The organism is Streptomyces sp. NPDC031466 (assembly GCF_055581265.1).
Window position 1 is genome coordinate 679,671 of record NZ_JBVIJT010000002.1, and the last position, 19,849, is coordinate 699,519.

Genomic DNA, 19,849 nt, shown 5'->3' on the forward strand with positions numbered 1-19,849 from the left:
CCGGGCCTCACACCGTCACCCGGGTTCCGGTGGCCGCCGCCCGCCCGATCGCGTCCAGCAGGCGGTGGCGCCGCACCGCGTGCGCGAAGTCCGGCGCGTGGGCGGTGCCCTCCGTCAGGTCGGCGAGGATCCGGGCGTACTGCGCCCCCACGTTGTAGGCCACTTCGTACGACGGCGCGGCGCGCAGCTCGTCCAGTTCCGGCACGGCGAAGTGGCGCGCGGGCACCGGAAGTTCGGTGAGGCCCCGCTCGGCGCCGCGGCCGCCGCGCACGGTCACCGCCGCCTGCTGGAGGTGGCCGGAGTCGCCGGTGACGACGAGGTCCCCGTCCGTGCCGTTGATCTCCCAGTGGAAGTTCGTGCCCCGGGACAGACCCGAGCGGAAGTGCGCCGAGACGACCGCGCCCGATGCGAGCCGCCCCGACACCGCGACCTGGTCGGCGGCCGTCATCGGGGCGGTGCGTCCGGTGCCCGCCTCGCGTACGACGGGACGCCGCGTCGCCAGCGTCGCGGAGACCTCGGTGAACTCCCCGAGGGCCATGGTGAGCGCGTCGACGGTGTGCCCGAAGGGGATCGTCAGCATCGTGGCGCCGTTCCGCTCGTCCAGCAGATAGGCGCCGCTCGGCTCGAACGTGGGTCCCCACCCGCGCCCCGAGGCCACCAGGCTCGTCGACAGGACCTCGCCGACCCGGCCCTCGGCGACCAGTTCCCGTACGTACCGCACCGCCGGCGCCGAACGGGCCTGGAGCCCGGTGAACGTCCGCACCCCGGCCCGGTCCGCGGCCGCCGCCAGCTCCTCGGCCTCGGCGAAGCCGTTGCCGAGCGGCCACTCGCAGAGGACCGCCTTGCCCGCGCCGAGCGCGGCGAGGACCGCCTCGCGGTGCAGCGGCACCCGCACGCTCACCACGACGAGGTCGACCTCGTCGCTGCGGACGAGTTCCCCGGTCGACCCGAAGGCCAGCGGCACCCCGTACTTCTCGCCCGCGGCCCGCGCGGACGCCTCGCTCGACGCGGACAGGGCGCGCAACTCGTACCCCTTGAGGCGCGAAAGTGCGGGCAGATGGGAGCGGGACGCCCAGCCGCCGCGGGCGGACAGGCCGACGAGGCCGACCCGCACGGGCGAGGAGGGGGAGACGGGGGAGGCACTGGGAGCAGTCATGAGCGGGACCGTAGGGCGGACCGCCCGGTCACCCGCAAGGGACCCAACTATATTTGGGGAACCATGACTGGTCAGACCCCTGATGAGAGCCCCGGCGCAACTGCTCGGCCCCATGACATCTACGGCCTGCTCTGCCCCGGCCGCGAGGTCTTCGAGCTCCTCGTCCACAAGTGGACGGGGCTCGCCATCACCGCCCTGGAGGACGGTCCGCGCCGCTTCGGCGAACTGCGCCGCAAGCTGGAGGGCGTCAGCCCCAAGGCGCTCACCCAGACCCTGCGCCGCCTGGAGGAGAACGGCCTGGTCACGCGCACCGTGTACGCCGAGGTCCCGCCCCGCGTCGAGTACGAGCTGACCGGCCTCGGCCGGGGCGCCCTGGAGCCGCTCGCCCACCTGCGGACCTGGGTGAGGGCGAACGCGGGGAAGTTCACGGCGGGGGAATGAGCCGCTTTGCCCGTGCGTTGACGCTCTGAGCGGAGGCTCCCTCCGCACCGACCGCCCCGTACCGACGCGGTCGCGTACCGCACGACCCGGAAAGAGCCACACATGCGCGTCGAGATCTGGAGCGACATCGCCTGCCCCTGGTGCTACGTGGGCAAGGCCCGCTTCGAGAAGGCCCTCGCCGCCTTCCCGCACCGCGACGGCGTCGAGGTCGTGCACCGCTCCTTCGAACTGGACCCCACCCGCGCCAAGGGTGACAGTGGCCCGGTGATCCCGATGCTCATGCGCAAGTACGGCATGACCGAGGACCAGGCCCGCGAGGGCGAGCGCCGGCTCGGTGAGAACGCCGCCGCGGAAGGCCTGGAGTACCGCAGCGAGGGCCGCGACCACGGCAGCACCTTCGACATGCACCGCGTCCTGCACCTCGCCAAGGAGCACGGCAGGCAGGACGAGCTGATCGGCCTGCTCTACCGCGCGAACTTCGCCGAGGAGCGGTCCGTCTTCGAGGACGACGAGCGCGTCGTGGCGGCCGCCGTCGAGGCCGGCCTGGACGCCGACGAGGTGCGGGCCGTGCTCGCCGATCCCGCGAAGTACGCCGACGACGTCCGCGCCGACGAGCGCGAGGCCGCCGAACTGGGCGCGACCGGCGTGCCGTTCTTCGTCCTCGACCGCGCCTACGGCATCTCCGGGGCCCAGCCCGCCGAGGTCTTCGCGCAGGCCCTGGAGCAGGCGTGGGGCAACCGCTCGCCGCTGACCACGCTCGCGGACAGCGACGGCGGAGAGGCGTGCGGGCCGGACGGATGCGCGGTTCCGCAGGGGTGAACGCTCACGTAGGTTGATCTTCATGACACTCATGGGGATCAGCGACGGCACCGGCCACGCGGGGGAGTTCGCTCCGACGACGACCTACCTCAACACCGCGAGCTACGGCCTGCTGCCGCGCCGCGCCGCCGAGGCCGTCCGGGCCCTGACGGCGGAGATCGCCTCCGGCGGGCGCGTCGGCTCGGGCGACTTCGGCGAGGTCGACGCCGCACGCCGGTCCTTCGCGCGCCTGGTGGGCGTGGACCCCTCGCGGGTGGCGACGGGCGGTTCGGTGGCCGTGCACGTCGGATTGATCGCCGCGTCCGTCCCGGCGGGCGCCGAAGTGCTCTTCCCCGAGGGGGACTTCTCGTCCCTGATCAACCCCTTCGTGCTCCGGGGCGATCTCGAACCGCGGTTCGCGCCGCTGGAGGAACTCGCCGACGCGGTCGGCCCCCGGACCGCGCTGGTGGCGTTCTCCACCGTCCAGTCCGCCGACGGCAGGACGGCGGACTGCGCCGCGATACGCGAGGCGGCCGCCGCCCATGGCGCGCGCACCCTCGCCGACGCCACCCAGTCGGTGGGCTGGCTGCCGTTCGACGCGGGCGCGTACGACTACACCGTCACCGGCGCCTTCAAGTGGCTGCTCTGCCCGCGCGGCACGTCCTTCCTCACGGTGGGCGAGGCGGCGCAGGAGTCCCTGGTGCCGCTGCACGGCGGCTGGCTCGCGGCGGCCGACGGCTGGGAGTCGACGTACGGCCCGATCGGTGAAGTGGCCCCGGACGCCCGCAGGTTCGACGAGCCGCCCGCCTTCCTCGCCTACCACGGGGCGGCGGCGGCGCTCTCGCTCGTCGAGGAGGTGGGCGTCGAGGCGATCCACGCGCACGACGTGGCACTCGCCGAGCACTACCGCGCGGGGCTCGCGGAACTGGGCCACACCCCGGTGCCGGGCACCGCGGCGATCGTCTCGGTCCCCGGACTCGCCGACCGCGAGCCGGAACTGGCCCGCGCGGGCATCATCGCCTCCGCACGGGCCGGCCACCTGCGCGCCACCTTCCACCTCTACAACACCGAGGCGGACGTGGACCGGCTCCTCGACGTGCTGTCGAACTGAGGGCCACCCGGCCGACGGCCCGTGCGGCCGGCTGAAAGGGCCCCGCCGGGCGCCGGCTCAGCGTCGCGACGCCCGCTCCCGCGGCGCCTCCTCCGCCCGGCGCTCGGGGCAGTCCGCCGTCTCCGTGCAGAGGTTCGTCTCCACGCGGGTGAGCAGCCGCAGCAGCTCTCCGCGCTCGGCCTCGTCCAGGCCGTCGAGCGTGTGCCCCTCCAGCTCGCCCCAGGCCCGCTCCACCTGCGCGAGCAGCCCGCAGCTCGCGTCGCTGGCCTCGACGAGCACCGCCCGGCGGTCGGCCGGGTCGGGGCGCCGGCGCACGTGCCCCGACTGCTCCAGGCGCTGGAGCATCTTGGTGACCGTCGACGGGTCGAGGTCGACGGCCTTGATCAGCTCGGACTGCCGCACCGGGCCGGCGTCCCACAGGTGCATCATCACGAACTCCTGGCCCGGGTAGAGGCCGACCCCCTTCAGGACCTTGCCCGCGGCGATGCGGTGCAGCCGCGCCACCCGGCTGAGCGCGTGACTGACGGGGCCCGCCGCGGCCACCTGGGGGAGCCCCGGGGGACAGGCGGGGTCGGCCGTTTCGGTCGGTGCGGGGTCGGCCTTCATCACGTGCTCCTGCGGGTCATCGGACGTCTTCCGAAAAGTTTACCTTGGTCGGCCAAGGAATGAGTTACAGTGTGGTCCGGCACGTTACTTGGTCGACCACATAAACCTTGTCCGGGAGTTCTGATGACCACCGCGTTCGACCCGATCGACCTGTCCGGCACCCCGCTCGCCAACCGCATCGCCATGGCCCCCATGACCCGAAGCCGCGCAGGTCAGGGCGGTGTGGTCACGGATCTGACCGTCGAGTACTACGCCCAGCGCGCCTCCGCCGGTCTGATCATCACCGAGGGCGTGCAGCCTTCTGTGGTCGGCCAGGGATATCCCGATACACCGGGCCTGCACAGCGCCGAGCAGATCGCCGGCTGGCGCAAGGTCACCGACGCCGTCCACGCGGCGGGCGGCACGATCTTCGCCCAGCTCATGCACGTCGGCCGCATCGGCCACCCGGTCCTGCTCCCCGAGGGCGTGGTCAACGTCGCGCCCTCCGCGGTCACCGCCACGGGCCAGGTCTACACCGCCGAGGGCCCCAAGGACTTCGTCACCCCGCGCGAGCTGACCGACGCCGAGATCCGCGCCACCATCGCCGACTTCGCCACCGCCGCGCGGGGCGCGATCGACGCGGGCTTCGACGGGGTGGAACTGCACGGCGCCAACGGCTACCTCATCCACCAGTTCCTCGCGCCCAACACCAACCGGCGCACCGACGCGTGGGGCGGCTCCGTCGAGAACCGCCTGCGCTTCGCCGTCGAGGTCGCCAAGGCGGTCAGCGCGGAGATCGGCGCCGCCCGCACCGGCATCCGCCTCTCGCCCGGCAACCCCTTCAACGACATCTCCGAGCCCGACCCGGAGCCGACGTACACCGCGCTGGTGAAGGAGCTGGCGGCACTGGACCTCGCGTACCTGCACCTCCTGGAGGCGGGCGAGATCCGCGAGCTGACCGACCGGCTGCGCCGGGACTTCGGCGGGACGTTCATCCTGAACCCGCGGACCGAGGGCCCCACCGGCCAGGACGCGCTCGCCCTCGTCGAGGACGGCACCGCGGACATCATCGCGTTCGGCGCGCTCTTCCTCGCCAACCCCGACCTGCCGGCCCGCCTGAAGGCCGGCGGCCCGTACAACACGCCCGACCCGGCCACCTTCTACGGCGGCGCGGAGAAGGGCTACACGGACTACCCGGCGCTGTAGCACCGACGAAAAGGCCGGTGGCCCGGCACCCACGGGGGGTGCCGGGCCACCGGCCCACCTGCGTCAGGTCACCCCACCGGGGTGAAGTCCCGCGCCCCGATGAACTCGGGCCTGCGCACCGGCGCCGCGAACGGCTCGACGGCGGTGTTCTCCACGCTGTTGAAGACGATGAAGACGTTCGACCGCGGGTAGGGCGTGATGTTGTCGCCGGAACCGTGCATGGCGTTGCAGTCGAACCAGGTGGCCGAGCCGGCCTCACCGGTGAAGAGGCGGATGCCGTGCTCGGACGCGAGGTGCGTCAGCGTCTCGTTCGACGGGATGCCCGCGTCCTGCATCTGGAGCGAGCGCTTGTAGTTGTCCTTCGGCGTGGCGCCCGCGCAGCCGAGGAACGTCTTGTGCGACCCCGGCATGATCATGAGACCGCCGTTGGTGTCGTGGTTCTTCGTCAGCGCGATCGACACCGAGACGGTGCGCATGTTCGGCAGACCGTCCTCCGCGTGCCAGGTCTCGAAGTCCGAGTGCCAGTAGAACCCGGAGGCCCCGAAACCCGGCTTCACGTTGATCCGCGACTGGTGGACGTACACGTCGGAGCCGAGGATCTGCCGGGCCCGGCCCACCACGCGCGGGTCGGCCGCCAGCTTGCCGAACAGCTCGCTGATCTTGTGCACCTCGAAGATCGAGCGGATCTCCTGCGAGCGCGGCTCGACGATGGAACGCTCGTCCGCGCGCATCGCGGGATCGTTCATGAGCCGTTCCAACTCGGCGTGGTACGTGGCCACCTCGTCCGGGGTGATCAGCTGGTCGATGGCCAGGAAACCGTCCCGCTCGAACCCCGCGAGATCCCCGGCCGCGATCGGCCCCCGCGCACCCGGCTCGGACCACACCACCGGGTCCTTGCGTTCGATGAGCACCTCTTCGGCGCCTCGGGTCGGGTACAGGTCAATGGTGCGTTCGGGTGCGGTGGTCATGGTGTTGCCTGCCTCTCCTCTCGTACGGCCCTGTGCGGGATGTCGGCCGACCTCGGCCGACCGGCGCGCGGCGCTCAGCCCTTGTCGTCCTCCGTCAGCAGCGGGTACACGCCGTTCTCGTCGTGGTCCTCACGGCCGGTGACGGGCGGGTTGAAGACACACAGGCAGTGGAAGTCCTCCTTGATCCGCATGGTGTGCTTCTCGTGCCCGTCGAGCAGGTACATCGTGCCGGGCGTGATCGTGTACTTCTCGCCGGTCGTGTCGTCGGTCAGCTCGGCCTCGCCCTTGGTGCAGACGACGGCCTCGATGTGGTTGGCGTACCACATCGACGTCTCCGTGCCCGCGTACAGGATGGTCTCGTGCAGGGAGAACCCGACACGCTCCTTGGCGAGGACGATGCGCTTGCTCTCCCAGGTACCCGACTTGGCCTTCACATGCCGGTCGGTGCCTTCAATGTCCTTGAACGAACGGACGATCACGGTGTGGTGTTTCCTTTTCTCTTACGTCGTGCGGGGCTCGGACTCTCGCTCGCTCAGGCGGTCTCGCGTACCGCCCGGGCCAGCGTGCGCAGCCCCTCGTCCAGCTCGTCGGGGGTGATCGTCAGCGCCGGGAGGAGCTTGACGACCTCGCCCTCGGGGCCGGAGGTCTCGATGAGCAGGCCCAGTTCGAAGGCCCGCTTCGCCACGGCGCTCGCACGGTCCTTGTCCAGGAACTCGATGCCCCAGACCAGGCCGCGGCCGCGGAACTCCTTGATCTCGGTCCGGTTCTCCTCGACGATGGCGGCCAGCGCCTGCTCGACCTGCTCACCGCGGGCGCGGGTCTGCTTCTCCATGGCCGAACCGTCGGTCCAGTACGCCTCGAGGGCGGCGGCGGCCGTGACGAACGCCGGGTTGTTGCCGCGGAACGTGCCGTTGTGCTCGCCCGGCTCCCAGACGTCCAGCTCCGGCTTGAACAGGCACAGCGACATCGGCATGCCGTAGCCGCTGATGGACTTCGACACCGTCACGATGTCCGGCGTGATGCCCGCCTCCTCGAAGGAGAAGAAGGCGCCGGTGCGGCCGCAGCCCATCTGGATGTCGTCGACGATCAGGAGCATGTCCCAGCGCTCGCACACGTCGGCGAGCTTGCGCAGCCACTCGGCGCGGGCGACGTTGATGCCGCCCTCGCCCTGCACCGTCTCCACGATGACGGCGGCGGGCTGGTTGAGGCCCGAGCCCTGGTCCTGGAGGAGCCGCTCGAACCAGATGAAGTCGGGGGTCTGACCGTCGAGGTAGTTGTCGAACGGCATCGGCGTGCCGTGCACCAGCGGTATACCGGCGCCCGCCCGCTTGAAGGCGTTGCCGGTCACCGCGAGCGAACCGAGCGACATGCCGTGGAAGGCGTTCGTGAACGACACGATCGACTCGCGGCCCTTGACCTTGCGCGCCAGCTTCAGCGCCGACTCCACGGCGTTGGTGCCCGTCGGGCCCGGGAACATGACCTTGTACGGCAGGTCGCGGGGGCGCAGGATGATGTTCTGGAACGACTCCAGGAAGTTGCGCTTCGCGCTCGTCGACATGTCGAGGCCGTGCACGACGCCGTCGCGCTCCAGGTAGTCGATCAGCGCGCGTTTGAGCACCGGGTTGTTGTGGCCGTAGTTGAGCGAGCCGGCCCCGGCGAAGAAGTCGAGGTACTCATGGCCGTCCTCGTCGTACATGCGGCTGCCCTGCGCGCGGTCGAAAACCGTGGGCCAACCGCGGCAGTAGCTGCGCACCTCCGACTCCAGGGTCTCGAAGACGCTCAGGTCGGGCTGGGTGATGGTCACAGCGGATCTCCTGGGAGATGGAAAGTCGTGGGAGTGGGGGGTATGGACGTGCGGGGGGAGGCGAGCGAGGGCGCCGAGGCTCAGTGGCCGATCGGGCCGATGCGGTAGAGCACCTCTGACTCGTGCCCGTCATCAGGGAAAAGACCCGCGTCGAAGAGGATCTTCCGCTCGACCGACGCGCCGTGTCGTCGCGCGTAGGAGAGGAAGAGCCGCTCGGACGCCGTGTTGTCCGGCGTGATGGTCGTCTCGATCGTGGTCAGCGGGCGTTCGGCGGCGACCTTCGCGGTCAGCCCGTCGAGCAGGGCCCCGGCGAGGCCGCGGCCGCGCTGCTCGTGGTCGACGGCCACCTGCCAGACCAGCAGGGTGTCCGGGCGCTCGGGCCGGATGTAGCCGGTGACGAAACCGGCCGGCTCGCCGTCGGCGCCCCGGGCCACCACCGAGGTCGCCGCGAAGTCGCGGCACCACAGCAGGTAGCTGTACGAAGAGTTGAGGTCCAGCACCTTGGAGTCGCGGGCGATCCGCCAGATGGCGGCGCCGTCGGCGACAGCGGGGGTGTCGAGTCGCAGCCCCTCCGGCATTTCCAGGAATTTCGCTCGCAGGTCGGTCGGTAGATCGGCTTGTGCAGCGGTCATGCGAAGTGAATTTACCGAGCAATTTCTTGAATTGCATCGGGGTGAGGGGTTACGTGAGAGCTTCCCATGTGTTATCGCGCGTAGGTGTGTGCACGCATGAGAAGTTTGCGGTTTGGCCCGATTTGGCACGGACGTATAGGGATAAAAAGGGCGCGATGTGGAGTGTGTCACACGGAGGAAACCTCATCGCGATGCGCCCGAATCACGCCGTTCGGCCCTGACGAAACCTTAGTGTTTAGGGTCGGGGAAATCGGGCAGAAGAAGACTGCAAGCTGTGCTGATAAAGAATTCGTGAGAATGCGCGGGGGAATTGCAGGACGATGCTCGGTGAGAGCTTTGCGGGAACGCCCGATTCAAGTTCCCGTCACGCCGTCGATGCGTTCCCGCAAGAGATCCGCATGGCCGTTGTGCCGCGCGTACTCCTCGATGAGGTGGACCAGGATCCAGCGGAGACTGACCGCCTCCTCGCCGCCCATGACGGCCGCCTCCTCGGGCCCGAGCCGCCCCGTGTCGTCCAGCGAACGCCCCGCGCAGATCTCGCGGTTCACGGCGACCTCGCCCTCCCACACCGCGAGCACCTCGGCGAACGTCCGGGACCGGTCCGGGGTGAAGCCGGTGCGGTCCCGGTGGAGCGACGGCGCGTCGCGCCGGGCGAACACCCGCTGGATCCAGTTCCGTTCGACCTCGGCCAGGTGCTGCACCAGGCCGAACAGCGAGAGCGTGGACGGCTCGACCGGCGTACGCAGCGTCTGCTCGTCGTCGAGGCCCGCGCACTTCAGGGCGAGCGTCGCGCGGTGCATGTCGAGCCAACTGGTCAGCATGGCGGGCTCGTCGGCGGTCGGGGGCGGGATGCGGCGGCCGTCCGGAAGCGTGGTCATGCCCCGCACGCTGCCACGCGAAGGCCCCGCGGGGGAAGAGCCGCCCGCGGGACTCCCGGCGGCGATCCGGACGGCCGGGGGCCGCTCAGCGCCAGGCGTCGGTCACCGCGCGCCGGGCCGCCTCCAGATCGACCGTGAGACCGGCCTCGCCCATCGCGGCGCCCAGGGCCGCCAGACAGGCGTGCACGACACCGCGCGTCGCGTCCGGCCCGTAGTGGTTGACCCGGATCATCTCCTTGGCCAGCGCACCGCCCCCGGCGACCAGCGGCAGCACCGGGTCGGCGGCCAGCGCCTTGGCGACCAGCTCCGAGGCGTCGGTGCCCGCGGGGGCCCGCAAGGTGGTGGCGACCGGCGCCGCGTCCACGGCCTCGCGCACATAGGGCGCGAGGCCCCCGCCGAGCGCGAGCGCGCCCGCGCGGGTGGCGGCGGCAGCGGTGGCGTGCCGCGCCGTCACGGCGGCCAGGCCCTCGGTCTCGACGCGCTCCACGCAGGCCTCAAGGGCCAACATCTCCAGCTGCGCGGGAGCGTGCAGCAGGGCCTTGCGGCCGGCGTCGATCCAGCGCTCCTTCCAGTCCAGGAGGGAGAGGTAGGAGCGGCGGGGCGCCCGCGGGTTGGCGGCGATGCGCTGCCAGGCCCGCTCGCTCACCGACACCGCGGAGACACCCGCGGGGCCGCCCATCGCCTTCTGCGCGCCGATCACGCACAGGTCCACGCCCCACGCGTCGGGCAGCAGCGGCTCGGCGGCCACCGAGGCGACCGCGTCCAGCATGAACAGGGCGCCGTGCGCGCGCACGACCTCACCGATCTCCGCGACCGGGTTGGTGTTGCCGGTGGCGGCCTCGGCGTGCACCAGCGACACGAAGTCGATCTCCGGATGCTCGGCGAGGGCCCGGCGCACCTGGTCGGCGGTGACGGCCGTGTGGAACGGCACGGCGAGATCGACGACCGTGGCACCGCAGTCCCGCAGCCAGTCGCCGAAGGTCTGCCCGTACGGGCCGGTGATCACGTTCAGCGCGGTCGTGCCGGGCCCCGCCACGCCCCGGATGCACCCCTCCAGGGGCAGCAGGGCCTCACCCTGCATGATCACGACGTCCTGCCCGGTGCCGAGCAGCCGGGCCACCCGCGCCTCGATGGCGGCGAAGTGCTGGGCGCTCAGCGGCGCCAGATCCAAAAAGGGGTGCGTCACAGTACTGCTCACGTCACTGCTCACTTCGCTCACGAGTTCGTCCGGGCTGCGGTACGAGCGTACCGACCGGCCCGTGCGGGGGCGTTCCCAGCGCCCCGTACCGCCCGTCCGGAGTGCCTCCTAAGCTGCTGCCATGAGTGATCACGCGGTGCTGCACGTGAAGGGGCGGGTGCTCGTCGGACCCGAGGACGTACGGGACGAACTGTGGGTCGTCGGGGGCAGGGTGACCTATCGCCGGCCTGTCGCCCCGGCCGCCGAGACGGTCACCGTCGAGGGCTGGGCGCTGCCCGGCCTGGTCGACGCGCACTGCCACGTCGGCCTGGACGCGCACGGCCCCGTGGACGCCGGTACGGCCGAGAAGCAGGCGCTGACCGACCGCGGGATCGGCGCCCTGCTCCTGCGGGACGCGGGCTCGCCCTCCGACACCCGCTGGATCGACGACCGCGAGGACTTGCCGAAGATCATCCGGGCGGGCCGGCACATCGCCCGCACGCGCCGCTACATCCGCAACTACGCCCACGAGATCGAGCCCGAGGACCTCGTCGCGTACGTCGCCCAGGAGGCCCGGCGCGGCGACGGCTGGGTCAAGCTCGTCGGCGACTGGATCGACCGCGAGGCCGGCGACCTGACGGCCTGCTGGCCGCGCGACGCGGTCCGGGCGGCGATCGCCGAGGCGCACCGGCTCGGCGCCCGCGTCACCGCCCACTGCTTCGCCGAGGACTCCCTGCGGGACCTGGTCGAGGCAGGCATCGACTGCGTCGAGCACGCCACGGGCCTGACGGAGGACACCATCCCGCTCTTCGCCGAGCGCGGGGTCGCGATCGTGCCGACCCTCGTCAACATCGCCACCTTCCCCGACCTGGCCGCCGGCGGCGAGAAGAAGTTCCCCCGCTGGTCGGCCCATATGCGCAGGCTGCACGCCCGCCGCTACGACACGGTGCGCGCCGCCTACGACGCCGGCATCCCCGTCTTCACCGGCACCGACGCGGGCGGCTCCCTGCCGCACGGCCTGGTCGCCGCCGAGGTCGCCGAACTGACCCGCGCCGGCATCCCGCCCCTGGCCGCACTCTCCGCGACGACCTGGTCCGCCCGCGCCTGGCTCGGCCGCCCCGGCCTCACCGAGGGCGCCCCGGCCGACCTCGTGGTCTACGAGTCGGACCCCCGCCAGGACGTTCGGGTCCTCGCGGCACCGCGGCGGGTGGTCCTGAACGGCAGGGTGGTCGGTTAGCCGGGGACCCCTCGGCCGAGGCGGCGGGTTGACCGGGCGTTACGTGGGAGCTGTGTCCCTCGTTTGTTGTCGGCTGATTCGGGGGTGTGGGGTGGCCGGTGCCCGAAGCGGGTGAGGAGCGGGTGGTTCCAGGGAACGCACGTGCCGGGGGATTCGAAAGCAAGGTCGGAAACCGCCCTTTGGAGTGAACTCACGTCTCGTTGCTGACTGTTCACTCTGAGTGCGTAAAGATTCCCGCGTCGCCCCCCGTCGATGGAGGGCGACGCCCTCGGCGCGCACGTGATGTCCCCATGTGGCGTGCGCCGCCGACGGCCCATGTCTCCCGTGGGGGTTCCACCACCTTGAACAGCAACACCTTCCGCATGCTCGCCCGCCGCCGTCTCGCCGTCGTGGCCACCGCCACCGCCCTCGCCGCCGGTCCCGCGGCGCTCGCGGGCGCCGGGGCCGCGCAGGCGACCGACGGCGACCGCGGCGGCCGCGCCGACGCCGTCGTCCTGCGGACCGGGCTCGACGTCTCCTTGCTCGACAAGACCGTGCACGTCCCGCTCCGGGTCTCCCTCAACGAAGTGCAGGCTCCCGCCTCCGCCGACAAGACGGCGCTCACCGCCCGCCTGGACGGCATCGACGGCGGACGGCCGTTCAACGTGCTGCGCGCGGACGTCGCCACGGCCAAGGCCACCGTCGAGGGCGACCGGGCCGAGGGCCGCAGCAGCATCGTGCGGGCCAAGATGCACGTGCCGGGACTGCCGCTGCTCTCCCTCATCGAGGTCGAACAGGTCACCGCCAAGGCCGTCTGCGAGACGGGCAAGCGGCCCGTCGCCGAGGCGAACCTGCTGGGCGGGGTGAGCGTGCTCGGCAAAAAGGTCACGTTGACCGCCGGACAGGCCACCGAGGTCAAGGTCCCCGGGGTCGGGGAGGTGCGGCTCGACCTGTCGAAGACGCACACGACGTCGCGTACGGCGGCGGCGTCCGCACTGGAGCTCAAGGTGTCGGTGAACCCGCTGAAGCTGAACGTCGCCGAGGTCGAGGGAACGGTGAAACTGGCCGGGGCCGGCTGCGAGGCGCCGGAACCGGCGCGCCGGCCGGGCGGCACGAAGCCGCAGGGCGAACCGGCGAAGCCGGCCGCGCCGAAGGCCCCCGAGGCGAACCTCGCCGAGACCGGCGGCAGCTCGGCCACGCCGTACGTGGCGGGCGGCGCGGTGCTCCTCGTCCTCACGGGCGCCGGCGGCCTGGCGCTGACCCGCCGCGGCCGGAACTGACGCCACTCACACCAGGCCCCTACGCCAACGACCCCATGCGGGGTAATCGGGTGGGTGGGGCGGGAAACATCCGCCACGCAGCGGCGGCACAGCCCAGGCCCTACGCCAACGGCCCCACGCGGGGTAATCGGGTGGGTGGGCGGGAAACCCCGCCGCGCAGCGGCGGCGCAGTCCACCCCCCCCTAGGCCAACGGCCCGACCCGGCGACCCGGCCTAGGGAAAAAGCACCTCCCGCAGCACGGCGAGGAAGCGGTCCGAGGTCCCCCGATCCCGGACCGCGACCCGCAACCACTCAGGCCCCAGGCCAGGAAACGTGTCGCCCCGCCGCACCGCGAACCCCCGCCCCCGCAACCGCTCCCGCACCCACGCGGCCCCGGGCACCCGCACCAGGACGAAGGGCCCCTCCGCGGGCCCCACCACCCGCACCCCGAAGGAGGTCAACTCGGCCAGCCCGGCGAGGAGATGGGCCCGGTCCGCGGCGACGCGGTACGCCGCGTGACCGGCCTCCGCCAGCGCCCGCGGCCCCACGCAGGCCCCCGCGGCCACCAGCGCCGGCGTGGACACGGGCCACAGCGGTTGCGCCTGCTCCAGCGCGGAGATCACGTCGGGGGCGGCGAGGACGTAACCGATGCGCAGCCCGGCGAGGCCCCACGTCTTGGTGAGGCTGCGCAGCACCACGAGGCCGGGCACGTCCGTGCGGCCGGCCAGCGCCTCCCGCTCGCCCGGCACGGCGTCCATGAACGCCTCGTCCACGACCAGGATCCGCCCGGGGCGCGCCAGCGCGGCGACCGACGCCGCCGGGTGCAGCACGGACGTCGGATTCGTGGGGTTGCCGATGACGACGAGGTCGGCCTCTTCGGGGATCGCCGTCGACCCGGTGAGCCGGAAGCCGTCCGCCTCCCGCAGCAGCACCCGCCCGACCTCGTGCCCGGCGTCCCGCAACGCCGCCTCGGGCTCGGTGAACTGCGGATGCACGACGACGGGCCGCCGCACCTTCAGGGCGCGGGCGAGCAGGACGAAGGCCTCCGCGGCCCCCGAGGTGAGCAGCACCCGGTCGGGCGGCACACCGTGCCGTGCCGCCACCGCCTCCCGCGCCCGCCGGCCGTCCGGGTAGGCCGCGAGGCCGTCCAGGGAAGCGGCGATGACGTCCTTGAGCCACACCGGGGGAGTGTCGGCCCGTACGTTCACCGCGAGGTCCGTCAGGTCCGCGCCGTCGTCCCGCACCTCCGCGTCCCCGTGGTGGCGCAGGTCGTGGCCGAGGCCGGACCTCTCGGAGCCGTCGACGCGGCGCGCGACCGCGCACGTGGCCATCGCCGGCCGGCCGGCCGGCGCCGACTTCCGCTTGGGGACGAGCAGTTCACCGCCGCCGCGCAGCGCCGCCGCCTCCGCGACGGACGGCGTCCCCACGGCCGCGCGGGACCGGTCGGTGGGGTTCGGCACCCGCACGTCCGCCAGTTCCCGCGCCGGGTACGCCACGAGCGGCACCCCGAGACGGGCCGCCGCCCCGACGATGCCCGGCTCCCGCGCCTTCACGTCGACGGTCGCCAGCTCGGCGACCGCCCCCTCGTCGAAGCCGGCCTCGGCGACCGCGTCCCGGACGAGCCCGAGCACCTCGTCGAGGGAGGCGCCCTCGCAGGCGCCGACGCCCACGACCAGTACCTGGACGTCAGCCATGGAGGGGTCCTTTCATACGAGGAGGGGGGACACGGGGTGCGGGATGCGCGCGGGAGGGCGACGATCCGCTAGCAAGGGGCCATGGCGGTGTTCGTGGCGCTCGGCGCCTTCCTCATGACCCTGGTGGGCGGCTGGACGGCCCAGCGGGTCACCGACCGGCGCCATCTCGTCCTCGGGCTCGCCGGCGGCCTGATGCTCGGCGTCGTCGGCCTGGACCTGCTGCCGGAGGCGCTGGACGCCGCCGGGCGGCCGGTGTTCGGCGTACCGGCGGCGCTGCTGCTGTTCGTGGCCGGCTTCCTCGTCGCCCACCTCGTGGAACGCCTCCTCGCGGGCCGCCAGGCCGCGCACGGCGCGGGCGAGGCCGCGAACGGCCGGGTCCCGCAGGTGGGGCTCACGGCGGCCGCCGCGATGGTCGGCCACAGCGTCATGGACGGCGTCGCGATCGGCGCCGCCTTCCAGGTGGGCGGCGGCATGGGGGCGGCCGTGGCGCTCGCCGTCATCGCCCATGACTTCGCGGACGGCTTCAACACGTACACGATCACCAGTCTGTACGGGAACGCCCGCCGCAAGGCCCTCGCGATGCTGTTCGCGGACGCGCTGGCCCCGGTGGCCGGTGCCGCCTCGACGCTGCTGATCACCATCCCGGAAGAACCGCTCGGCGGATATCTCGGCTTCTTCGGCGGCGCGCTGCTCTACCTCGCGGCGGCCGAGATCCTGCCCGAGGCGCACCACGACCACCCGGCCCGCTCGACCCTGCTGTGCACGGTGGCGGGCGCCGCGTTCATCTGGCTGGTGGTGGGCGTCGCCGAGTGAGCGGCGGCGCGCGTTCACGGCGTACATCTGTCGACGAAGCGGCGTGCGACGTCCGGCCGCGCGGCCCAGTGCGTGTGCAGGTAGCTGGCGTGCACGTTCGCCTGCACGAAGCCCTCGACGCGCCGCTCGGGCGCGTGCAGGCCCCAGGCGGGCGCCGCCCCCGCGCCGGGCTCCACGACGGTGCGGTGGAATTCGTGACCCCGCGTCCGCGTCCCCGCCGCCGCGAGCACGCTGTCCGACACGGCCACGGCGTCCCGGTACCCGAGCGTCAACCGCCCCGACATCCGCGCCCCGGCGTCGAGCACCCCGCACATCGGCTTCCCGTCCAGCTCGCGGGCCAGGTACAGCAGCCCCGCGCACTCGGCGGCCACCGGCGCCCCGGAACGCGCCAGCTCCGCCACCGCCTCGCGCAGCGGCTCGTTGGCGGACAGCTCGGGCGCGTACACCTCGGGGAAGCCGCCCCCGATGACCAGCCCGGCGGTCCCGTCCGGCAGCCGCTCGTCCCGGAGCGGGTCGAAGGTGACGACCTCGGCCCCGGCGGCGGCGAGCAGCTCCGCGTGCTCGGCGTAGGAGAAGGTGAAGGCGGCCCCACCGGCGACGGCCACCACGGGCCGTCGTGCGGGCGCCCCCCGGCCCGTCGTGGGCCCGGGGCCGGGAGGGTGCGCGGACGCACCCGGCGAAGCCGGTGCCGGCCCGAGCCCCGCCGCGGGGTCCCACGCATCCCCGGACAGGGGAGCCGCATCGCGCGCCAGGGCGAGGAGGGCGTCCAGGTCGCACCCCGCCCGCACCTGCGCGGCGAGCGCCGCCACCGAGGCCACCGCGTCGGCGTGTCGCTCGGCCACCGGCACGAGCCCCAGGTGCCGCGACGGCGTGTCGACCTGCGGCGCACGGCGCAACGCGCCGAGCACCGGCACCCCGGACTCCTCCAGCGCCTCCCGCAACAGCAGCTCGTGCCGGTCCGAGCCGACCTTGTTCAGGATGACGCCCGCCACCCGCACCCCCGGGTCCCACGAGGCGAAGCCGTGCACCAGCGCCGCCACCGACCGGGACTGCGAGGACGCGTCCACGACCAGCACCACCGGCGCCCGCAGCAGCTTGGCGACATGCGCCGTCGACGCCAGCTCCCCCTGGCCCGCGGCCCCGTCGTACATCCCCATCACGCCTTCGATCACGGCGAGATCGCACCCGGCGGACCCGTGCGCGAACAGCGGTGCGATCAGGTCGGGCCCGCACAGGTACGCGTCGAGGTTGCGGCCGGGGCGGCCGGTCGCCAGCGCGTGATAGCCGGGGTCGATGTAGTCGGGCCCGACCTTGTGCGGGGACACGGCGAGCCCGGCCGCCGCGAAGGCGGCCATCAGGCCCGTCGCGACGGTCGTCTTGCCGCTGCCCGACGACGGCGCCGCGATGACGAGGCGAGCTACCACTCGATGCCCCTCTGGCCCTTCTGGCCGGTGTCCATCGGGTGCTTGACCTTGGACATGTCGGTGACGAGATCCGCGAAGTCGACCAGCTTCTGCGGCGCGTTGCGGCCGGTGATGACCACGTGCTGGGTGCCGGGGCGCTCGCGCAGGACCTCGACCACCTCGTCCGTGTCGATCCAGCCCCAGTGCATCGGATAGGCGAACTCGTCCAGGACGTACAGCTTGTACGTCTCCTCGGCGAGGTCGCGCTTGACCTGCTCCCAGCCCTCGCGGGCCTTGTCCTCGTTGGTCAACTCGCCCTCGGCGGGAGCGCGCTGGATCCACGACCAGCCCTCGCCCATCTTGTGCCAGGCGACCGTGCCGCCCTCGCCGGAGGCGCCGAGCACCTTCAGCGCGTTCTCCTCGCCGACCTTCCACTTCGCCGACTTCACGAACTGGAACACCCCGATCGGCCAGCCCTGGTTCCAGGCCCGCAGCGCGAGCCCGAACGCGGCGGTCGACTTGCCCTTGCCGACGCCCGTGTGGACGAAGACGAGCGGGCGGTTGCGGCGCTGGCGTGTCGTGAGCCCGTCGTCCGGTACGACACTCGGCTGTCCCTGCGGCATCAGGCGGCCCTCCTCGTGGTCGAGTTCATTCCCTGTACGTTCTTGACGAGACCGGCGATCGAATCCGCCCGCAGCTCGTCCAGCGTCACGGCCGTCCCGCCGAGCTCGCCCGCCAACTGCCCGGCCAGACCCAGCCGTACGTAACCCGACTCGCAGTCCACGACCACCGAGGCGACGCCCTCGGCCGCGAACAGCCGCGCCGCGCGCCCCGCCCGGGCCACCGGCTCCACCCCGCCCGTGGCGCGCCCGTCCGTCACCACGACCACCAGCGGCCGCCGCGCCGCGTCCCGCAGCCGCTCGACGCGCAGGACGTCGTGCGCCTTCAGCAGGCCCGCGGCCAGCGGGGTGCGCCCGCCGGTCGGCAGCGATTCGAGCCGGGCCGCGGCCGCGTCCACCGACGACGTCGGGGGCAGCGCCACCTCGGCGTCCTTGCCCCGGAACGTCACCAGCCCCACCTTGTCGCGCCGCTGGTAGGCGTCGAGCAGCAGGGACATCACGGCGCCCTTCACGGCGCTCATCCGCTGCCGGGCCGCCATCGACCCGGAGGCGTCCACGACGAACAGCACGAGGTTGCCCTCACGGCCCTCCCGTGTCGCCTGCCGCAGATCGTCACGGCGGACGACCAGCCCGGGGCCGGAGCGCCCGCGCGCCTTCTGGTGCGGCGCCGCGGCCTGCACGGTCGCCGCCAGGTGCAGCTTGGTCAGCGCGCCCCGGGGGCGCCGCGAACCCGTCGTGCGCCCGTGCTCGGTCCGGGCCCGCGAGCGCCGCCCGGCGGCGCCCTCGCCGATGCCGGGCACGCTCAGCGTCTTCGTGCGAAACGGCTCGGCGGCGCCCACCGCCCGCTGCTCACCGGCACCCGCGCCGGGCGCCGGGGCGGGCTCCTGCGGGGCCGGCGCCTCGTCGGAACCCGGCCCCTGCTGCTGGGAGGGCAGGTCGGGGGCGGTGGGACCGTCCGCGGGGGGCTGCCCGCCGCCCGGGCCGCCGTCGGGGCCACCGTCGGGGCCGCCCCCGTCGGGATCGTCGTCGCCCTCCGGCGGCTCGGGCTCCTCGGAAGCGCCGTCCTCGCGGGCCTCCTCCAGCGTCTCGTCGAGCTTGTCCTCGTCCAGCCCCGGCGCGTCGAAGGGGTTGCGGCGCCTGCGGTGCGGCAGCGCGAGCAGCGCGGCCTGCCGCACGTCCTCGCTCGTGACCTCCGTACGCCCGGCCCAGGCGGCCAGCGCCGTCGCCGTGCGCGCCATCACGATGTCCGCCCGCATCCCGTCCACCTCGAACGCCGCGCAGGTCGCCGCGATCTGCCGCAGCGCCCCGTCGCCCAGGACGACCTGGGGCAGCAGCGCCCGCGCCGCGACGACCCGCTCGCGCAGCGCGGCCTCGTCCGCGGCGAAACGCCCCGCGAAGGCCTCGGGATCGTCGTCGTACGCGAGCCGCCGCCGCACGACCTCCACGCGCTGGTCGGTCTCCCGGGACGCGGCCACCTCCACGGTGAGCCCGAACCGGTCGAGCAACTGCGGCCGCAGCTCGCCCTCCTCGGGGTTCATCGTGCCGACGAGCAGGAAGCGGGCGGCGTGCCGCACGGACACGCCCTCGCGCTCGACGTACGAGGCACCCATCGCGGCCGCGTCCAGAAGGAGGTCGACCAAGTGGTCGTGGAGGAGGTTGACCTCGTCGACGTAGAGGATGCCGCGGTGCGCGTCGGCGAGCAGTCCGGGCTCGAAGGCCTTGACGCCCTCCGCAAGCGCCCGCTCGATGTCGAGGGCGCCGACGAGCCGGTCCTCGGAAGCGCCGACCGGCAGCTCCACCATCCGCGCGGGCCGCGCCGTGGCACCGCCCGCCTCGTGCGGGCCGTCGGGGCAGTTCGGGTCGGGCGCCGCCGGGTCGCACGAGAAACGGCATCCGGCGACGACCGGCACCCGCGGCAGGAGCGCCGACAGGGCGCGTACGGCGGTGGACTTGGCGGTGCCCTTCTCACCCCGCACGAGCACGCCGCCGACGGCGGGCGAGACGGCGTTCAGCAACAGCGCGAGCCGCAGGTCGTCCTGCCCGACAAGAGCGGTGAACGGATACGGGGTACTCACAGAGCCTCCTTG

At 73.1% G+C, this 19,849-nt stretch carries 19 protein-coding genes; 7 read left to right on the forward strand and 12 right to left on the reverse strand.

Features of this window, described 5'->3' with window-relative positions:
* Positions 1-7 precede the first annotated feature (7 nt).
* Positions 8-1,156, reverse strand: a complete 1,149-nt coding sequence (locus ACZ5GP_RS05920) for a Gfo/Idh/MocA family protein (protein ID WP_468749585.1) — start codon at positions 1,154-1,156, stop codon at positions 8-10.
* 63 nt (positions 1,157-1,219) lie between these two features.
* Here ACZ5GP_RS05920 and ACZ5GP_RS05925 point away from each other — a divergent pair, with 63 nt between their 5' ends.
* The 3 genes from ACZ5GP_RS05925 (at position 1,220) to ACZ5GP_RS05935 (ending at position 3,506) form a co-directional block, all read left to right on the forward strand.
* A complete protein-coding gene (locus ACZ5GP_RS05925) occupies positions 1,220-1,597 on the forward strand; it encodes a winged helix-turn-helix transcriptional regulator (RefSeq protein WP_468749586.1) in 378 nt (125 codons plus the stop codon).
* A gap of 102 nt (positions 1,598-1,699) precedes the next feature.
* Positions 1,700-2,416 (forward strand): DsbA family oxidoreductase, encoded by a 717-nt coding sequence (locus tag ACZ5GP_RS05930; protein WP_468749587.1) that lies wholly within the window; start codon positions 1,700-1,702, stop codon positions 2,414-2,416.
* Positions 2,417-2,438: 22 nt separating this feature from the next.
* Entirely contained in the window at positions 2,439-3,506 is a 1,068-nt protein-coding gene (locus ACZ5GP_RS05935; protein ID WP_468749588.1) for an aminotransferase class V-fold PLP-dependent enzyme, read from the forward strand.
* A gap of 57 nt (positions 3,507-3,563) precedes the next feature.
* Here ACZ5GP_RS05935 and ACZ5GP_RS05940 read toward each other — a convergent pair whose 3' ends face one another.
* Entirely contained in the window at positions 3,564-4,112 is a 549-nt protein-coding gene (locus ACZ5GP_RS05940; RefSeq protein ID WP_468749589.1) for a MarR family winged helix-turn-helix transcriptional regulator, read from the reverse strand.
* A 123-nt stretch (positions 4,113-4,235) separates the two neighbouring features.
* Here ACZ5GP_RS05940 and ACZ5GP_RS05945 point away from each other — a divergent pair, with 123 nt between their 5' ends.
* Entirely contained in the window at positions 4,236-5,297 is a 1,062-nt protein-coding gene (locus tag ACZ5GP_RS05945; RefSeq protein WP_468749590.1) for an alkene reductase, read from the forward strand.
* 68 nt (positions 5,298-5,365) lie between these two features.
* Here ACZ5GP_RS05945 and thpD read toward each other — a convergent pair whose 3' ends face one another.
* The 6 genes from thpD to ACZ5GP_RS05975 form a co-directional block, all read right to left on the reverse strand.
* Positions 5,366-6,265, reverse strand: coding sequence for an ectoine hydroxylase (gene thpD, locus ACZ5GP_RS05950; RefSeq protein WP_468749591.1), 900 nt, complete (start codon positions 6,263-6,265; stop codon positions 5,366-5,368).
* A 74-nt stretch (positions 6,266-6,339) separates the two neighbouring features.
* A complete protein-coding gene (locus ACZ5GP_RS05955) occupies positions 6,340-6,744 on the reverse strand; it encodes an ectoine synthase (RefSeq protein WP_468749592.1) in 405 nt (134 codons plus the stop codon).
* A gap of 53 nt (positions 6,745-6,797) precedes the next feature.
* Positions 6,798-8,069 carry a diaminobutyrate--2-oxoglutarate transaminase gene (gene ectB / locus ACZ5GP_RS05960; RefSeq protein ID WP_468749593.1) on the reverse strand — a complete coding sequence of 424 codons (1,272 nt, stop codon included), beginning with the start codon at positions 8,067-8,069 and terminating at the stop codon, positions 6,798-6,800.
* An 80-nt stretch (positions 8,070-8,149) separates the two neighbouring features.
* On the reverse strand, positions 8,150-8,701 hold the full coding sequence (gene ectA, locus ACZ5GP_RS05965) for a diaminobutyrate acetyltransferase (protein WP_468749594.1): 552 nt from the start codon (positions 8,699-8,701) through the stop codon (positions 8,150-8,152).
* Positions 8,702-9,054: 353 nt separating this feature from the next.
* Complete coding sequence (locus tag ACZ5GP_RS05970; protein ID WP_468749595.1) at positions 9,055-9,579, reverse strand: DinB family protein; 525 nt, start codon at positions 9,577-9,579, stop codon at positions 9,055-9,057.
* Between the two features lie 85 nt (positions 9,580-9,664).
* Positions 9,665-10,765 (reverse strand): pyridoxal-phosphate-dependent aminotransferase family protein, encoded by a 1,101-nt coding sequence (locus ACZ5GP_RS05975; protein WP_468749693.1) that lies wholly within the window; start codon positions 10,763-10,765, stop codon positions 9,665-9,667.
* A 133-nt stretch (positions 10,766-10,898) separates the two neighbouring features.
* Here ACZ5GP_RS05975 and ACZ5GP_RS05980 point away from each other — a divergent pair, with 133 nt between their 5' ends.
* Together ACZ5GP_RS05980 and ACZ5GP_RS05985 are read left to right on the forward strand one after the other, a co-directional pair.
* Entirely contained in the window at positions 10,899-11,993 is a 1,095-nt protein-coding gene (locus ACZ5GP_RS05980) for an amidohydrolase family protein (protein ID WP_468749596.1), read from the forward strand.
* A gap of 341 nt (positions 11,994-12,334) precedes the next feature.
* Complete coding sequence (locus tag ACZ5GP_RS05985) at positions 12,335-13,252, forward strand: SCO1860 family LAETG-anchored protein (RefSeq protein ID WP_468749597.1); 918 nt, start codon at positions 12,335-12,337, stop codon at positions 13,250-13,252.
* Positions 13,253-13,465: 213 nt separating this feature from the next.
* Here the strand turns inward: ACZ5GP_RS05985 and cobC are convergent, their stop codons facing one another.
* The gene (gene cobC / locus ACZ5GP_RS05990; RefSeq protein WP_468749598.1) at positions 13,466-14,926 is read right to left on the reverse strand and encodes an Rv2231c family pyridoxal phosphate-dependent protein CobC; all 1,461 of its coding nucleotides are present in this window, start codon (positions 14,924-14,926) and stop codon (positions 13,466-13,468) included.
* A gap of 81 nt (positions 14,927-15,007) precedes the next feature.
* On the opposite strand from cobC, the gene ACZ5GP_RS05995 reads away from it, so the two are divergent.
* On the forward strand, positions 15,008-15,739 hold the full coding sequence (locus tag ACZ5GP_RS05995; RefSeq protein WP_468749599.1) for a ZIP family metal transporter: 732 nt from the start codon (positions 15,008-15,010) through the stop codon (positions 15,737-15,739).
* 14 nt (positions 15,740-15,753) lie between these two features.
* On the opposite strand, the gene ACZ5GP_RS06000 is transcribed toward ACZ5GP_RS05995, so the two are convergent.
* From ACZ5GP_RS06000 to ACZ5GP_RS06010, 3 genes are read right to left on the reverse strand one after another with little or no spacing between them, the layout of a single operon-like run.
* Complete coding sequence (locus tag ACZ5GP_RS06000; protein ID WP_468749600.1) at positions 15,754-17,163, reverse strand: cobyrinate a,c-diamide synthase; 1,410 nt, start codon at positions 17,161-17,163, stop codon at positions 15,754-15,756.
* Positions 17,157-17,765, reverse strand: a complete 609-nt coding sequence (gene cobO / locus ACZ5GP_RS06005) for a cob(I)yrinic acid a,c-diamide adenosyltransferase (RefSeq protein ID WP_468749601.1) — start codon at positions 17,763-17,765, stop codon at positions 17,157-17,159. Before cobO ends, ACZ5GP_RS06000 begins: the two co-directional genes overlap by 7 nt.
* A complete protein-coding gene (locus ACZ5GP_RS06010; RefSeq protein ID WP_468749602.1) occupies positions 17,765-19,837 on the reverse strand; it encodes a putative cobaltochelatase in 2,073 nt (690 codons plus the stop codon). Before ACZ5GP_RS06010 ends, cobO begins: the two co-directional genes overlap by 1 nt.
* Positions 19,838-19,849: the final 12 nt, after the last annotated feature.

What these genes read in the sequence shown, in the direction of transcription:
- ACZ5GP_RS05945 (WP_468749590.1), top strand. Translation starts at nt 4,236, where the DNA reads ATGACCACCGCGTTCGACCCGATCGACCTGTCCGGCACCCCGCTCGCC.
- ACZ5GP_RS05970 (WP_468749595.1), bottom strand. Translation starts at nt 9,579, where the DNA reads ATGACCACGCTTCCGGACGGCCGCCGCATCCCGCCCCCGACCGCCGAC.
- ACZ5GP_RS05995 (WP_468749599.1), top strand. Translation starts at nt 15,008, where the DNA reads ATGGCGGTGTTCGTGGCGCTCGGCGCCTTCCTCATGACCCTGGTGGGC.
- thpD (WP_468749591.1), bottom strand. Translation starts at nt 6,265, where the DNA reads ATGACCACCGCACCCGAACGCACCATTGACCTGTACCCGACCCGAGGC.
- cobC (WP_468749598.1), bottom strand. Translation starts at nt 14,926, where the DNA reads ATGGCTGACGTCCAGGTACTGGTCGTGGGCGTCGGCGCCTGCGAGGGC.
- ACZ5GP_RS05940 (WP_468749589.1), bottom strand. Translation starts at nt 4,112, where the DNA reads ATGAAGGCCGACCCCGCACCGACCGAAACGGCCGACCCCGCCTGTCCC.
- cobO (WP_468749601.1), bottom strand. Translation starts at nt 17,765, where the DNA reads ATGCCGCAGGGACAGCCGAGTGTCGTACCGGACGACGGGCTCACGACA.
- ACZ5GP_RS05920 (WP_468749585.1), bottom strand. Translation starts at nt 1,156, where the DNA reads ATGACTGCTCCCAGTGCCTCCCCCGTCTCCCCCTCCTCGCCCGTGCGG.
- ACZ5GP_RS05935 (WP_468749588.1), top strand. Translation starts at nt 2,439, where the DNA reads ATGACACTCATGGGGATCAGCGACGGCACCGGCCACGCGGGGGAGTTC.
- ACZ5GP_RS05925 (WP_468749586.1), top strand. Translation starts at nt 1,220, where the DNA reads ATGACTGGTCAGACCCCTGATGAGAGCCCCGGCGCAACTGCTCGGCCC.
- ACZ5GP_RS05980 (WP_468749596.1), top strand. Translation starts at nt 10,899, where the DNA reads ATGAGTGATCACGCGGTGCTGCACGTGAAGGGGCGGGTGCTCGTCGGA.
- ACZ5GP_RS05930 (WP_468749587.1), top strand. Translation starts at nt 1,700, where the DNA reads ATGCGCGTCGAGATCTGGAGCGACATCGCCTGCCCCTGGTGCTACGTG.
- ectA (WP_468749594.1), bottom strand. Translation starts at nt 8,701, where the DNA reads ATGACCGCTGCACAAGCCGATCTACCGACCGACCTGCGAGCGAAATTC.